The sequence below is a fragment of the Paraburkholderia sp. A1BS-2L genome, assembly GCF_051125205.1.
GTDB lineage: Bacteria > Pseudomonadota > Gammaproteobacteria > Burkholderiales > Burkholderiaceae > Paraburkholderia.
This window is the reverse complement of record NZ_CP120428.1, coordinates 2,728,036-2,743,001: the sequence shown is the minus strand read 5'-3', so window position 1 is coordinate 2,743,001 and position 14,966 is coordinate 2,728,036. Positions and strand designations below refer to the sequence as shown.

Sequence of the window (14,966 nt, the reverse complement as noted above, 5' to 3'; positions counted from 1 at the left end):
GTCCATTGCTAACTGAGCCAAAGGAGCGTCGCGAGCGTGGAATACAGCTTCATGTCCGCGACGGTCCTGCTGCTGCTCATTACCGATCCGCTCGGCAACATCCCGCTTTTCATCGGGTGCCTGCATCACGTGGCGCGGGAGCGCCGGGCGATCGTGATCCTGCGCGAGGTGGCGATCGCGTTCGTAATCCTGCTCGTCTTCATGGTGGCCGGCAATGCCTTCCTGAGGATGATGGGGCTCACGGACACGTCGCTGCGCATCGGCGGCGGCATCGTCCTGTTTCTGATCGCGCTGCGCATGATTTTCCCGCATCCGGGCGGCCCGTTCGGCGGCAGCGACAAGGGCGGCGAGCCGCTCATCGTGCCGCTTGCGATTCCCGCGCTTGCGGGGCCTTCGGCGCTCGCCACGGTCATGCTGCTCACGTCGCAGGCGCCGGGCAAGCTGTTCGAGTGGATCGGCGCGCTGGTCGTGACGATGGCGATCTGCGCGATCGTGCTGCTGCTCGCGGAGCGTATTCAGCAATGGCTCGGCGAACGCGTGGTGACGGCTTTCGAGCGGCTGATGGGCCTCGTGCTCGTGGCGATTTCGGTGGAGATGATTCTCGCGGGGATCAGCACGTTCGTGCATCACCTTTGACGCGGTTACCTGGTCGTTGATCGCGCCGAAGAGCAAAAAAGCAGCCCGTGGGCTGCTTTTTTCATGGTGCTGGCCTCATGCGCACCAGCAAGCCGATGTCGCGTTTCAAGCGCCTTCGGTCAGCGCGCGGATGGTCGGCAGATTGCGCCAGTAGCCCTTCGCGTCCATGCCGCAGCCGAACACATAGCGGTCCGGCACCGAAAAGCCGCAGTAATCCGGATGCAGCGGCTTGGCCTTCGAGAGAATTTTTTCGCACAGCACAGCCGAGAGAAAACGCTTCGCGCCCATGTCCATGATGCGGTCGCGGATCGCGGCCATGGTCTCGCCTTCGTCGAGGATGTCGTCCAGCACGAGCACGACGCGGTCCTTCACCGACTCGCGCGGCGCCACGCGCCACTGCATTTCCGCGCTGCCCTTGATGGCGTTGCGGTAGCGCGTGAGGTGGATGTAGTCGAATTCGAGCGGGAAGTCGAGGCGCGGCAACAGCATGCCGGTGAACACGGCAGCGCCGCCCATCACCGACAGCACGAGCGGAAAGTCCTCGCTGACCTCGGCGCGGATGGCGTCGGCCATCCGGCCGATCGACGCATTGACTTCGCCTTCCGTAACGATTTCTTCGGAGTGGCGGAAAATGTGGAGGGCTTCTTCGCGATTCATGACTGTGGTGAGGCTCTAGTTGTAGCTATTGTCCATCAACGCATGCCGGGCATCATGCCCTTCATGCCGCGCATCATTTTCTGCAGATTGCCGCCCTTGAGCTTCTTCATCATGGTGCGCATCTGGTCGTATTGGTTCAGCAGGCGGTTGACCTCCTGGACCTGCACGCCCGCGCCGGCCGCGATGCGGCGCTTGCGCGTGGCCTTGATGAGTTCGGGCTTGGCGCGCTCGGCGGCGGTCATCGAGTTGATGATGCCTTCCATGCGGCGCATCTGCTTCTCGGCCTGGCCCATGTCGGCGCCCGAGGCGGCCTGCTGGAACTGCGCGGGCAGCTTGTCCATGAGCGACGAGAGGCCGCCCATCTTCTTCATCTGCGAGAGCTGCGCGCGGAAGTCGTTGAGGTCGAAGTCGCCGCCTTTCTTGACCTTGTCGGCGAGCTTCTGTGCGGCTTGAACATCGACGCCGCGCTGCGCTTCCTCGACGAGCGCGAGAATGTCGCCCATGCCGAGGATCCGGTTCGCCATGCGCTCCGGGTAGAACACTTCGAGGCCGTCGAGCTTTTCCGCGACGCCGACGAACTTGATCGGCTTGCCCGTGATGTGGCGCACGGAAAGCGCCGCGCCGCCGCGCGAGTCGCCGTCGAGCTTGGTGAGCACGACGCCGGTGAGCGGCAGGGCGTCGTTGAACGCCTTCGCGGTGTTGACCGCATCCTGGCCGAGCATCGCGTCGACCACGAAGAGCGTTTCAGCCGGCTTGAGCGAGGCGTGCAGCGCGGCGATCTCGTTCATCATCGCCTCGTCGATGCCGAGGCGGCCGGCCGTGTCGACGAGCAGCACGTCGTGATAGTGGCGCTTGGCCCAGTCGACGGCCGCATTGGCGATGTCGACCGGCTTTTGATCGGGCTGCGAAGGGAAGAAGTCGGCGCCGACCTGTTCCGTCACCGTCTTCAACTGCGCGATGGCGGCAGGACGGTAGACGTCGCAAGAAACGGTGAGGACCTTCTTCTTGTACTTCTCGCGCAGGAGCTTGGCAAGCTTGCCGACCGTGGTGGTCTTGCCGGCGCCTTGCAGACCCGCCATCAGGATGACCGCGGGCGGCGTGACGGCGAGATCGAGCTCGGCGGCCTTGCCTTCGTAATCGCCGCCGATCACGGCGGTCAGCTCGCGCTGCACCACGCCGACGAGCGCCTGGCCCGGCGAGAGGCTGGCGAGCACTTCCTCGCCGAGCGCCTTCTCCTTCACCTTGGCGATGAATTCGCGCACGACGGGCAGCGCCACGTCCGCTTCCAGCAGCGCGAGGCGTACTTCGCGCAGCATTTCCTGCGTGTTGGCCTCGGTCAGCCGGGCCTCGCCGCGCAGCGTCTTGACGACGTGCGCCATCCGTTGAGTGAGATTGTCGAGCATGGGGAGCGGTGAGCAGTGCGGCCCGGCGCACGCGCGCGAAAGCGGGAATCGATGGCGATTCGTCGCGATCCGTCGCGGAGAGGGGGCCTATAGTAAACTTCGAACATGGATATTGTACTGTATGCCCTCACCGTGCTCCTGTACGGCGGTTTGTGTGCCGCCGACTGGCGGGCATTGCGCCGCGCGAGCACCGCGCCGCTCTTCGGCAGCGTGCCGCCGGTGGCGGTTGCCGCCGGCGCGCCGGGTGTTGCCGGTGCTTCGAGCGTCTCCTCGGGGAGTTCGGGCGCTTCGCACGATGGTGCGCCGCGCGCGCGCAGTTTCGGCCCGCTTTCTCGCGCGCTGCTTTTCGTGGCGCTCGCGGCACATGGCGTACTGCTGCACATGACGATCTTCCCTGCCCATGAAATGGTGTTCGGCTTCGCGTTCGCGTTGTCGGCCATGTTCTGGCTCGGCGCGGGGATCTACTGGATCGAGAGCTTTTTCTTCGCACTCGACGGGCTGCGCTTGCTGCTGCTGCCGCTGGCCGCCGTGGCCGCGATTCTGCCGCTCGTGTTCGGCGGCGTGCGCGTGCTGCCTTACGCGGCTGCGCCCATGTTCAAGCTGCACTTCGTCATCGCCAATGTCGCCTACGGACTCTTCGCGATTGCCGCGCTGCACGCAGTGCTGATGCTCGCGGTCGAGCGCCGTCTGCACGCGCTCAAGGGTGCGGGTTTCCAGCGCAACGGCGGCAATCGCGCTGGTCATCGCGCAGGTAACCGCAGCGCCGGATGGCTCTCGAACTGGATCGAGACGCTGCCGCCGCTCCTCACGATGGAGAAACTGCTGTTCCGTCTGATCGGCGCGGGTTTCGTGCTGCTCACGGCCACGCTGGTCTCGGGCATCGTGTTCAGCGAGCAACTGTTCGATCGTCCGCTTTCACTCGACCATAAGACGGTGTTCGCGATTCTCTCGTGGCTGATGTTCGGCTCGCTGCTCACCGCGCGCAAGATTTCCGGCTGGCGCGGCCGCGCCGCGCTGCGCTGGGTGATCGCGTCGTTCGTCGCGCTCCTGCTCGCCTATGTGGGTAGCCGCTTCGTGTTCGAGGTGCTGCTGCATCGTCCCATCGTCTGACGCGAGGCTCAGTGCTTCGCTACTGGCGTACATCACACGCTGATTCCATGAGACAGATTCTTCTTCTTATCCTGCTGTTCATCGTTGGGCAGTGGTTCTTCAAGTCGCTGCGCAATTCGCAGCATTCGCGTCCAGGCGCCGATCCGCGACAGGGCGGGGCAGGCGGTGCTTGGCGCGCGGGCAATGGCAACGGCGCTGCTGGCGGTCCTTTCGGTGCGAATGGCGCGGGCGCTGGCAACGCGTCCGGCAATCGCACTGGCAACGGCGCGTTGCCCGAGCCGATGGTCCGCTGCGCGGAGTGCGGCGTTCATGCGCCGCGCAGCGAGTCGGTGAGCGTGGGCGCGCAAACCTTCTGCTGCGCCGAGCATGCGCGTGCGTACGACGCGCGCAAGACCCGTCAGAATCGTCCCGCGCGATGAGCGCGACCCCGTCGTCCGCGGAGCCCGGGTTCGCCGTCGATGCGCAGGGCTGGGTTGCCGGCGCGCGCCGTCTGCCGACGTTCAACTTCGAGGCGCGTCCTGCGGGTGCGGTCCCCACGTTGATCGTGGTGCACAACATCAGCTTGCCGCCCGACACCTTTGGCGGCCCGGAGATCGCGGACCTGTTCCTCAATCGTCTCGATTGCGATGCGCATCCGTATTTCGATGCACATCTGCGCGGCGTGCGTGTTTCCGCGCACTTCGTGATTCATCGCGACGGCATGCTCGAGCAATTCGTCTCGTGCGCCGAACGCGCATGGCACGCGGGGCTGTCCAGCTTCCTCGGACGCGAGCGTTGCAATGACTTCTCGATCGGCATCGAACTCGAGGGCAGCGATACGCGCGCGTTCGAGCCCGCGCAATATGCGACGCTCGCGCCGCTCGTCAGGGCACTGGCGGCTCACTATCCAATCGATGCGCTAGCGGGACATTCTGATATTGCGCCGGGCCGGAAAACGGATCCCGGCCCGCATTTCGACTGGGCGCGCTTGCAGCGCGAGACGCAACTCGACGACACCTTCTTCCCCTATATCCACCCGCGCGCAGAGAGCGACCAACACGACGCGTCGTCGTGACCCACCCGGGGCACAACGTTAGACCCGCGACCTGCACACAAAACAGGCATTCGGCAGGCGCGCAGCGAGGGTGTACGCGCGCTGCTCGAAGACCACTTGCCGGTGCGCCCGGCGGTAACGCCCGCGCTGTCTGGGCTGGCGTCTTGTCAAGATGGGACCATTAAAAAAAGGCGTTTGACCCGTCTGGAACTTCTACTATACTTCGTACCCGAAGCACGGCTTTACACCATATGTTGTGTTTTTCTGCGGCGCCCCGCTCTGACGAGCATGGCGCCGCACGCATTAGCGGCGTACGAAAAATTGTGCGGTGCAACTGGTGCAAGAAGCCGGCAGCACCGCCTGCAATCGAGAGTAAAGGTACAGCCAATGATCGCGACATACACGATGAAGACCGAAGCAATCCGTGACTCATCTGCCTTGCCGCATCCGGCAGCCTCGCCAGGCTGGCTTTTCTTCTCCGCCCAATCGACTGCGCACACGGGGGCGCGGCGTCCGATTTAACTCGCGAAAACCCTTCGCTCAATTCCAGGACCAGGAGCTTTGCACATGCAAACGACCGATAACGTCTCGACCCAGTACGAAGGCGCGCCTGCTGCGCGCACGCTGGGTGGCCAGCCGCAGGACGGCCAGGCCGGCGCGACGCAGTTCGCCGACCATAAGGTGATCCGCCGTAACGGCAGCGTGGTGGGCTTCGAGCCGTCGAAGATCGCCCTCGCGATGACCAAGGCATTCCTGGCCGTCAATGGCGGGCAGGGCGCTGCTTCGGCGCGCGTTCGCGAACTCGTCGAGCAGCTCACGCAGAACGTCGTGCGCGCACTTGTGCGCAGCCGTCCGAATGGCGGCACGTTCCACATCGAAGACATCCAGGACCAGGTCGAGCTCGCGCTCATGCGCGGCGGCGAGCACAACGTCGCGCGCGCCTACGTGCTGTATCGCGAGAAGCGCAACCAGGAGCGCGCGCATGCGCCGGAAGCGGCAGCCGCAGCGCCTGGCATCAACGTCACCGACAACGGCGTGACGCGTCCGCTTGACATGCACGCGCTGCGCGCGCTGATCGTCTCGGCTTGCGACGGTCTCGGTGATGCAGTGAACGCCGACCCGATCGTCGCGGAAACGGTGAAGAACCTGTACGACGGGGTGCCGATGTCGCAGGTCTACGACTCGGCGATTCTCGCTGCGCGCACGATGATCGAAAAGGATCCGGCGTATAGCCAGGTCACCTCGCGCATTCTGCTGCACACGATCCGTCGCGAAATTCTCGAAGAGGAAGTCACGCAAGCCGACATGGGCTGGCGTTACGCGGAGTACTTCCCGCAGTTCATCAAGCGCGGCGTCGAAGCTGGCCTGCTCGACGACAAGCTCCAGCAGTTCGACCTGAAGCGTCTGGGCAATGCGCTCGACGCGAGCCGCGACCTGCAGTTCGGCTACCTCGGCCTGCAGACGCTGTACGACCGCTACTTCCTGCACGTGCACGGCACGCGCATCGAAATGCCGCAGGCATTCTTCATGCGTGTCGCGATGGGCCTCTCGCTCAACGAGATCGACCGCGAAGCGCGCGCGATCGAGTTCTACAACGTGCTCTCGTCGTTCGACTTCATGTCGTCCACGCCCACGCTGTTCAACTCGGGCACGCACCGCTCGCAACTCTCGTCGTGCTACCTCACGACGGTCGCCGACGACCTCGACGGCATCTATGAAGCGCTCAAGGACAACGCGCTGCTCTCGAAGTTTGCCGGCGGCCTCGGCAACGACTGGACGCGCGTGCGCGCGCTCGGCTCGCACATCAAGGGCACCAACGGCAAGTCGCAAGGCGTCGTGCCGTTCCTGAAGGTCGTGAACGACACCGCCGTGGCCGTGAACCAGGGCGGCAAGCGCAAGGGCGCGGTGTGCGCGTACCTGGAATCGTGGCACCTCGACATCGAAGAGTTCCTCGAGCTGCGCAAGAACACCGGCGACGACCGCCGCCGCACCCACGACATGAACACGGCGAACTGGATTCCCGACCTGTTCATGAAGCGCGTGATGGAAGGCGGCGAGTGGACGCTGTTCTCGCCCTCGACCTGCCCGGACCTGCACGACAAGTTCGGCATCGAGTTCGAGCAGGCTTACACGGCTTACGAAGAGAAGGTCGCGCGCGGCGAGATCAAGCTGTTCAAGAAGATCCCGGCAGCGCAAATGTGGCGCAAGATGCTCGGCATGCTGTTCGAAACGGGCCATCCGTGGATCACGTTCAAGGATCCGTGCAACATCCGTTCGCCGCAGCAGCACGTGGGCGTCGTCCACTCGTCGAACCTGTGCACGGAAATCACGCTGAACACCAGCGACAGCGAAATCGCCGTGTGCAACCTGGGCTCGGTGAACCTCGTCGCGCACATGGTCGAACAGGCCGACGGCACGTTCGCGCTCGACCACGACAAGCTCAAGCGCACCATCAGCGTGGCGATGCGCATGCTCGACAACGTCATCGACATCAACTACTACGCGGTGTCGAAGGCGCGTAACTCGAACCTGAAGCACCGTCCGGTGGGTATGGGCATCATGGGCTTCCAGGACTGCCTGCACGTGCTGCGCACGCCGTTTGCTTCGCAAGAGGCCGTGGAGTTCGCCGACCGCTCGATGGAAGCCGTCTGCTACTACGCGTACTGGGCGTCGACGGAGCTGGCAGCCGAGCGCGGCCGCTACTCGACGTATCGCGGCTCGCTGTGGGATCGTGGCATCCTCCCGCAGGACACGCTCAAGCTGCTCGCCGAGCAGCGCGGCGGCTACGTCGAAGTCGACTCGAGCGAGTCGATGGACTGGGCCTCGCTGCGCGAGCGCATCGCGACGCACGGCATGCGCAACTCGAACTGCATCGCGATCGCACCTACGGCCACCATCTCGAACATCATCGGCGTGTCGCCGTGCATCGAGCCGACGTTCCAGAACCTCTACGTGAAGTCGAACCTCTCGGGCGAATTCACCGTGGTGAACGACTACCTCGTGCGCGACCTGAAGGCACGCGGCCTGTGGGACGAAGTCATGGTCGCCGACCTGAAGTACTTCGACGGCATGCTCTCGCGCATCGACCGCATCCCGGCCGACCTGCGCGCGGTGTACGCGACGGCGTTCGAAGTCGACCCGACGTGGCTCGTCGAAGCGGCTTCGCGTCGCCAGAAGTGGATTGACCAGGCGCAGTCGCTGAACATCTTCATGGCGGGTGCATCGGGCAAGAAGCTCGACGAGATCTACAAGCTCGCCTGGATCCGCGGCCTGAAGACCACGTACTACCTGCGCACGATGGCGGCCACGCACGTCGAGAAGTCGACGGTCGCGCACGGCGCGCTCAACGCAGTGCCGACCGGCGGCAACGGCGGCGGTGCGGGTAGCTCAGGCGGCGCTGGCTTCGGCGCGGCAGGCGGTGCTGGCAACGGCACGGGCTCGAGCGTGATGCAGGCGGCTGCGGCAGCAGAGGCGGCACCCGAAGCGGAAGGTCCGGTGTGCATGATGCGCCCGGGCGATCCCGGCTTTGAAGAGTGCGAGGCTTGCCAATAAAGCGGCAGCGCGCGATGCAACGTCGCGCACATGCAGCAGGGCCGCAAGCACGGCAGCATCAGTAGTCGGTAGTAAACAGTAGGTAGTCGATGTAACGGTCAGCGCGCGCAATGTGCGCTGACCGACTCTCCTGGCGACGCGCGGCACGCGCGTTGCGAAGCGCGAAGCTGACGCAAACGCGGGATGCAACGAGATGCACATGCGAGAAGCAAGAAGCGCTAACAGGAAGGAATCCCTGGAGTTTCGCGCGCGAGCGAACGGCGCGCTGCGAACCGACTTTCACACACGCTCGCGATGTCGCGAAGACCCACGATCAGCCTCGCATGGACATGATCGTCGCGACGAACACGCGATGCTTGAGCGCCGTTCATGCGATGCGAACGACACGATGCAATAACAAAGTGTTGTATCGAGGTCGCAACGCGAATCGAAAACAGGATTTTTCGTGTGCGAACCCTTTTATCGCGCATGAAAAGATGGTACAAACCGATCTAAATTGATGGTGACATTTATGCTCAACTGGGATGACGAGATCACGGCCGTAACTCCGTCGAGCGGTGCGCAGCAAAACGCAATGCGCAACCTCGCGGGAGTGGCTGTCTCTGTTCCGGATGCACAGATTGCGCAGCTCAATCTGCATTCCACTCCTCAGTCCTCTTCGGCGCACAACATCTTCGCCGCCGACTTCGCAGTCGCACCGCCGCCGCAAGCACCGGTCTCGGCAGAAGCCCGCGTGAATGTCGCCGACAAGCGCATCATCAACGGCCAGACCGACGTGAACCAGTTGGTCCCGTTCAAGTACAAGTGGGCCTGGGAGAAGTACCTGTCCGGCTGCGCGAACCACTGGATGCCGCAGGAAATCAACATGTCGCGCGACATCGCCCTGTGGAAAGACCCGAATGGTCTGACCGAGGACGAGCGCCGCATCGTCAAGCGTAACCTCGGCTTCTTTGTGACCGCCGACTCCCTCGCCGCCAATAACATCGTGCTCGGCACCTACCGGCACATCACGGCGCCCGAATGCCGCCAGTTCCTGCTGCGGCAGGCGTTCGAAGAGGCGATCCATACGCACGCGTACCAGTACATCGTCGAGTCGCTGGGCCTGGACGAAGGCGAGATCTTCAACGCGTACCACGAGGTCAAGTCGATCCGCGACAAGGACGAGTTCCTGATCCCGTTCATTCATACGCTCACGGATCCGTCGTTCAAGACCGGCACGCTCGAAGCGGACCAGAAGCTGCTCAAGTCGCTGATTGTGTTCGCCTGCATCATGGAAGGCCTGTTTTTCTATGTAGGCTTCACGCAGATTCTCGCGCTCGGTCGCCAGAACAAGATGACCGGTGCTGCAGAGCAGTATCAGTACATCCTGCGCGACGAGTCGATGCACTGCAACTTCGGTATCGATCTGATCAACCAGATCAAGCTCGAGAATCCGCAGCTGTGGACTCCGGCGTTCCGCGCGGAGATTACCGAGTTGTTCAAGCATGCGGTCGACCTCGAGTACCGTTACGCGGAAGACACCATGCCGCGCGGCGTGCTGGGCCTGAACGCATCGATGTTCAAGAGCTATCTGCGCTTCATCTGCAATCGCCGTTGCCAGCAGATCGGTCTCGATACGCTGTTCCCGAACGAAGAGAACCCGTTCCCGTGGATGAGCGAGATGATCGACTTGAAGAAGGAACGCAACTTCTTCGAGACGCGTGTGATCGAATATCAGACCGGCGGTGCGCTGTCCTGGGAATAACCCGGGCGCACCCGGAGCCAAGTCTTTTGGGGTTGCCGCCAGGCGCCATATGAGCGCCTCGGCCGGCGGATGATTAGGAGCAGGAACGCCTGATGCAAAGCGTGCCCGGAGCCTTGGCGGCTCACCGATATGACCGGCACTTTGCGAACCCTTCAGTGGGATGGGCAAACTTCCCCCCGGAAAAGGGCGTGGGTCGTATGACCTGCGCTTTCAACGAACGTTGGCCGGCGTCGGTATCCGACGCCGGATCGATCTGGCGCGCGGTGCCTCATGGCACGGTGCGCCTTACCGCATTCATTAGCGTAAGCGCGCGGGATCAGCGTACGCCGATGAATAGCCCGCTTCGTAGTGTGCGCCGTGAGAAGCGTTCGCGGGAAGCGGGTTTTGACGAAGGGTGTAGTTTGAACTGACTCTCATCTGAACCTGAAGGAGAAAAAAATGGCAACTGCCAAGAAAAAGCCGGCGGCCAAGAAAGCCGCAGTGAAGAAGGTTGCAGCGAAGAAGGCAGCGCCGGCCAAGAAGGCCGCAGCGAAGAAAGTCGCGGTGAAGAAGGTTGCAGCCAAGAAAGTCGCAGTGAAGAAGGTCGCAGCGAAGAAGGCCGCACCGGCGAAGAAGGCTGCAGCGAAGAAAGTCGCGGTGAAGAAGGTTGCGGCGAAGAAGGCAGCACCGGCGAAAAAGGCCGCTGCAAAGAAGGTTGCAGCGAAGAAAGTCGCCGTGAAGAAGGTTGCAGCGAAGAAGGCAGCACCCGCGAAGAAGGCCGCAGCGAAGAAAGTCGCGGTGAAGAAGGTTGCTGCCAAGAAGGCGCCTGCGAAGAAGGCTGCTGCCAAGAAGGCCGCGCCTGCGAAGAAGGCTGCTGCCAAGAAGGCTGCGCCTGCGAAGAAGGCCGCTGCCAAGAAGGCTGCACCTGCGAAGAAGGCCGCCGCGAAGAAGGCTGCCAAGAAGGCACCTGCGAAGGCGGCCGCTGCTGCACCTGCTGCCCCTGCTGCGCAACCGGCTGCGCCCGCAGCAACGGTCAAGACTGCCCTGAACCCGGCCGCAGCATGGCCGTTCCCGACCGGCAGCCGTCCGTAAGTAGTACGAGCCGAAGCGCACGAGAGTCAGTCAATACGCGCGCTTCGGTGGCAGGGCCGGGCGCTGTGTCTGCGGATGCATCTGCGCAGGCGCAAATGCCGGGCCCGCTCCCAGTCCCGTCGTCGGTTTGTCCGCGACGGGATTTTTTTCGTCCATGGCTTTTGTTCACTCGCCGCGTCAAGGCGCGCTGAGTGCCGGCAACGCCGTTTGGCGCGGGCATGAAAAAAGGCGCATGCACAGGGGAGCACATGCGCCTGAGGTTCCGCAGGAAGGCGCAAGACGCCGCTGCGGTACAGGGGAAACCGGTTAATCAGTGCGTCACGCGCGTGACGCCTCCGCTCGAGACCAGGCGCACCCGCTCGCCAGCTTGAAAGACCTCGCCGGTGGCGGCCTGGGTGATGGCGCGATAGTCGCCGTTATCGAGGCGCACCGTGATCTCGAGGCCGTTGTGCATCGCAACGCCGTTCTCGACGGCGTTGCCGGCCACTGCACCCGCGATGCCTCCGATGATGCCCGTGATGATCGAGCCTGTGCCACCGCCAATCTGGCTGCCCGCCACGGCGCCAAGCGCGCCGCCGCCCACTGCGCCGATTCCGCTCGGCTGGCCGTTGTTGGAACTGATCTTCACCGCGCGCACGCTTTCGACCGTGGCCATGCGCACCGTGGCTTCGCGTTGCGCCTGGGAGGCGGTGTAGACATCAGCGGAACTGCTGTTATAAGCACAGCCCGACAGGGCGAGCGAGCCCGCAATCATGACGGCGACGATCACACGACTTGTTGTTTTCATTTCCCGTAACTCCAAAGAGCGCCGCCGGTGACGAAGGAGGCGGCGCCCGGATTCAGAGCGGCAGTTCGTAGTCGAACGCCGCCTTGAACCGTTCCTTGATTTGCGCCCGCGAGGGCGCGTAGTTCTGCGGTCCGAGATGCTCGATTTTCAGCGCGCCCATGAGGCTGGCAAGACGTCCCGTGGTGGCCCAGCCGAGGTTGTTCTGGATGCCGTAGAGCAGACCGCCGCGGAAGGCGTCGCCGCAACCCGTGGGGTCGAGCACTCGTTCGGCACGCACCGATGGAATTTCTTCGATGCCGCCGCCGTGGTAGATCTGCGAACCGTGCTCGCCGCGCGTGACGATGAGTGCATCGACATGGCTCGCGATCTCTTCGAGCGACCAGCCAGTGCGATGACTGACCAAATTCGCTTCGTAGTCGTTGACCGTCACATAGGTCGCAAGTTCAATAGCGCGTCGAAGCGACGCACCGTCGAAGAGCGGTAGTCCTTGACCCGGATCGAAGACAAATGGAATGCCCGCATGCGCGAACTGCTCCACGTGCTGGACCATGCCGTCGAAGCCGTCCGGCGCGACGATGCCGAGCTTGATCCCAGGCGCTTCGTCGGCGCGGTTCAGGTGCGATTGCATCATCGCGCCCGGGTGGAAGGCCGTGATCTGGTTGTTCTCGAGATCGGTCGTGATCATCGCCTGTGCCGACCACGTGTCGGGCAGCACGCGCACGTGCGCTTTCGAGAGGCCGAGCGTGTCGAGGCGTTCGAGATAAGGTTGCGCATCGGCGCCACCGAGCGTCGCCATGATGCGCGCGTCGCCGCCAAGCAGATGCAGCGAGTAAGCGATATTGCCCGCGCAGCCGCCGAATTCGCGGCGCATCGTCGGCACGAGAAAGCTCACGTTCAGAATGTGCACCTGCTCAGGCAGGATGTGTTCCCGAAAGCGGCCTTCGAAAGTCATGATGTTGTCGTAGGCGAGCGAGCCGCAGATCAGCGTAGCCAAGGCAGGGATTCCTGTAATGCGTTGGGTGGAGACGGCGGCGCGCCGTGAGCGGTATTGAGCCGGCATGGTGCCGGGGCGGTGTCCAGCTCGCGCGCGCCGCGACGGGTATTACTTCAGTGCAGCAAGTGCGGCGTCGTAGTTCGGCTCGTTCTTGATTTCGCTGACGCGCTCTGCGTAGACGACGTTGTCGTTCGCGTCGATGACCACCACGGCGCGCGCCGTGAGGCCCGTCAGCGGGCCGCTCGTGACGTCCACGCCGTAGGCTTGCGCGAACTCGTGGCCGCGGAAGGTCGATGCCGTGACGACATTTTCGATGCCTTCGGTCGTGCAAAAGCGCGCAGCGGCGAACGGCAGATCCGCCGAGATCACGACGACGGCCGTGTTGTCGAGCTTGGCTGCGGCTTCGTTGAACTTGCGCGTGGAGGTGGCGCAAACCGGCGTGTCGAGGCTCGGCACGATGTTCAGCACCTTGCGCTTGCCGGCGAAATCAGCGAGCGAGACGGCATTGAGGTCGCGGCCGACGAGCGAGAATGCAGGGGCCTTCTGGCCGGCCGTCGGGAACGTGCCGGCGACGTCGATCGGGTTACCGCCTAGCGTGACTTGACTCATGATGTGTTCTCCGAATGTAGTGCTGTAGTGGTGAAGAGCGCGCCCGGCGTGGCCGGGCGCAGGAAACGCGCGCCGGCGCGAAAGTGAGCGCCGGCGCGGAATTCAGGGGTAGAAGATTTCGATGCGGAAGTTCGACGCCACGACGTTGCCGGTGTCGAGCCGCACGATCATCGTCTGCGTGCTGTGCGGGGCCATGCCGGCCTCGATGCGCGTGCCGGGCGGCGCGTAGTCCTGCGGCCACAGCACGCGGCGCAGAACGATGTTGTTCTGGCGGTCGAGCAACGTGAGCTCCATGGCCGGCCAGGCGAGCGCCACGTCGAAGCGGTTGTGCAGCGGAACCTTCAGCTCCAGGTGATGTGGATCGTCTACCTGGCGCAGATCGGATGGCCGGACCTGCAGGCCGTCGATGTCGCGCGGTGGCCGCAGCTTGCATCCGAGCTCTGCGCAGGCCTGTTGATAGTACGGCTGCGACGCGGGCCAGTAGACCATGACGGTTTCGCGCATCCACCACGCGAGCTGCGCGGCGAGCGTCGCGAGCAGCGCGAGGGCGATCAATACGCCCACGATGCGCCAGCCCGTATGGCGTTTCACACGAACGGGCGCTTCCCGCGTGACCGCGAAGGGTTCGCCGCTGGGGTTGGGTTCGAGCGCAGTGAACGCGGGGGTAGCCGACGAACCAGCCGGCGCGCGCCGCAGCACGGGCTCGGGGTCGGCATGGCGGCTGTGAATGGCGTCATTCGCCGAAAGGGTCGGCTCGACGGGACCGGATGCAGCGGGTTGTCGGCCATGCGTTGCGCCATGCCCGGCGCCAGGCGAAAGCGTGGGCTCGGCGTCGCGGGCGATGCGCATTTCGACATCGCGTGCCGGGGCCAGGCCTGCACGCGGCAGGTGGCTGCCGTTGTATTGCAGGCTAGGGTCGAGATTGCTGTCCGCGCGCGGCGCCCATGGATCCCAGCCACGGCCCGAGAAGTTTGGCGCTCGAGGCGAGGTGGATTCCCCGGACGGGGCCGCTGGCTCGCCTTGCGGCGGCCGATCGGGAGTTTGCGCGACTTGAGCAGCCGCGGCCTGCTGGGCGGATGGTGCGGCGAGGCTAGCGGCGATATCGGCCGCGACAGGCGTGGCCTGGGCGAAATCGCCGCTTTCGGGCAGCTCGTACAGGCTACCCGACGCATCGAACGCTTCCTGACAATGCCCGCAGCGCACGAGACCGCGACGCGCGGCGAGGTGTGCGGGCTGGATACGGAAGACGGTTTCGCAGAAGGGACAGCGCGTTGCCAGAAGCATGTGTGCCGTGTAACCGGAGGGTTGGCGATACTCGCATTCTACTGGCAATCCACGGCGGCCTACGACTTCGCGCCTTGCTCGTGGGG

At 64.0% G+C, this 14,966-nt stretch carries 14 protein-coding genes; 8 read left to right on the top strand and 6 right to left on the bottom strand.

Going from position 1 to position 14,966, the window contains the following annotated elements; translation table 11 throughout:
* Positions 1 to 36: 36 nt before the first annotated feature.
* Complete coding sequence (locus P5W98_RS12450; protein ID WP_035532969.1) at positions 37 to 636, top strand: MarC family protein; 600 nt, start codon at positions 37 to 39, stop codon at positions 634 to 636.
* Between the two features lie 105 nt (positions 637 to 741).
* On the opposite strand, the gene P5W98_RS12445 is transcribed toward P5W98_RS12450, so the two are convergent.
* Both P5W98_RS12445 and ffh read right to left on the bottom strand, forming a co-directional pair.
* A complete protein-coding gene (locus tag P5W98_RS12445; RefSeq protein ID WP_421024793.1) occupies positions 742 to 1,293 on the bottom strand; it encodes a hypoxanthine-guanine phosphoribosyltransferase in 552 nt (183 codons plus the stop codon).
* 35 nt (positions 1,294 to 1,328) lie between these two features.
* Complete coding sequence (gene ffh, locus P5W98_RS12440) at positions 1,329 to 2,696, bottom strand: signal recognition particle protein (protein WP_421024792.1); 1,368 nt, start codon at positions 2,694 to 2,696, stop codon at positions 1,329 to 1,331.
* 105 nt (positions 2,697 to 2,801) lie between these two features.
* On the opposite strand from ffh, the gene P5W98_RS12435 reads away from it, so the two are divergent.
* The 7 genes from P5W98_RS12435 to P5W98_RS12405 all read left to right on the top strand — a co-directional run bounded on the left by P5W98_RS12435 (position 2,802) and on the right by P5W98_RS12405 (position 11,206).
* Positions 2,802 to 3,806 (top strand): cytochrome C assembly family protein, encoded by a 1,005-nt coding sequence (locus tag P5W98_RS12435; protein WP_421024791.1) that lies wholly within the window; start codon positions 2,802 to 2,804, stop codon positions 3,804 to 3,806.
* 47 nt (positions 3,807 to 3,853) lie between these two features.
* On the top strand, positions 3,854 to 4,225 hold the full coding sequence (locus P5W98_RS12430) for a PP0621 family protein (protein ID WP_421024790.1): 372 nt from the start codon (positions 3,854 to 3,856) through the stop codon (positions 4,223 to 4,225).
* Entirely contained in the window at positions 4,222 to 4,860 is a 639-nt protein-coding gene (ampD, locus tag P5W98_RS12425; RefSeq protein WP_421024789.1) for a 1,6-anhydro-N-acetylmuramyl-L-alanine amidase AmpD, read from the top strand. The genes P5W98_RS12430 and ampD overlap by 4 nt, the downstream gene beginning before the upstream one ends.
* A 546-nt stretch (positions 4,861 to 5,406) precedes the next feature.
* A complete protein-coding gene (locus P5W98_RS12420) occupies positions 5,407 to 8,391 on the top strand; it encodes a ribonucleoside-diphosphate reductase subunit alpha (RefSeq protein WP_421024788.1) in 2,985 nt (994 codons plus the stop codon).
* 511 nt (positions 8,392 to 8,902) lie between these two features.
* Positions 8,903 to 10,135: a ribonucleotide-diphosphate reductase subunit beta gene (locus P5W98_RS12415; protein WP_421024787.1), complete on the top strand. Its 1,233-nt coding sequence runs from the start codon at positions 8,903 to 8,905 to the stop codon at positions 10,133 to 10,135.
* A gap of 92 nt (positions 10,136 to 10,227) precedes the next feature.
* Positions 10,228 to 10,545, top strand: coding sequence for a hypothetical protein (locus P5W98_RS12410; RefSeq protein WP_421024786.1), 318 nt, complete (start codon positions 10,228 to 10,230; stop codon positions 10,543 to 10,545).
* A gap of 28 nt (positions 10,546 to 10,573) precedes the next feature.
* Positions 10,574 to 11,206 carry a histone H1-like DNA-binding protein gene (locus P5W98_RS12405; protein ID WP_129562856.1) on the top strand — a complete coding sequence of 211 codons (633 nt, stop codon included), beginning with the start codon at positions 10,574 to 10,576 and terminating at the stop codon, positions 11,204 to 11,206.
* A gap of 310 nt (positions 11,207 to 11,516) precedes the next feature.
* Here the strand turns inward: P5W98_RS12405 and P5W98_RS12400 are convergent, their stop codons facing one another.
* The 4 genes from P5W98_RS12400 to P5W98_RS12385 all read right to left on the bottom strand — a co-directional run bounded on the left by P5W98_RS12400 (position 11,517) and on the right by P5W98_RS12385 (position 14,880).
* Positions 11,517 to 11,993 (bottom strand): glycine zipper 2TM domain-containing protein, encoded by a 477-nt coding sequence (locus tag P5W98_RS12400; RefSeq protein WP_421024785.1) that lies wholly within the window; start codon positions 11,991 to 11,993, stop codon positions 11,517 to 11,519.
* 52 nt (positions 11,994 to 12,045) lie between these two features.
* Entirely contained in the window at positions 12,046 to 12,987 is a 942-nt protein-coding gene (locus P5W98_RS12395; protein WP_421024784.1) for a carbohydrate kinase family protein, read from the bottom strand.
* Between the two features lie 108 nt (positions 12,988 to 13,095).
* Positions 13,096 to 13,596, bottom strand: a complete 501-nt coding sequence (tpx, locus tag P5W98_RS12390) for a thiol peroxidase (RefSeq protein WP_129562853.1) — start codon at positions 13,594 to 13,596, stop codon at positions 13,096 to 13,098.
* Positions 13,597 to 13,698: 102 nt separating this feature from the next.
* Entirely contained in the window at positions 13,699 to 14,880 is a 1,182-nt protein-coding gene (locus tag P5W98_RS12385) for a zinc-ribbon and DUF3426 domain-containing protein (RefSeq protein WP_421024783.1), read from the bottom strand.
* Positions 14,881 to 14,966 lie beyond the last annotated feature (86 nt).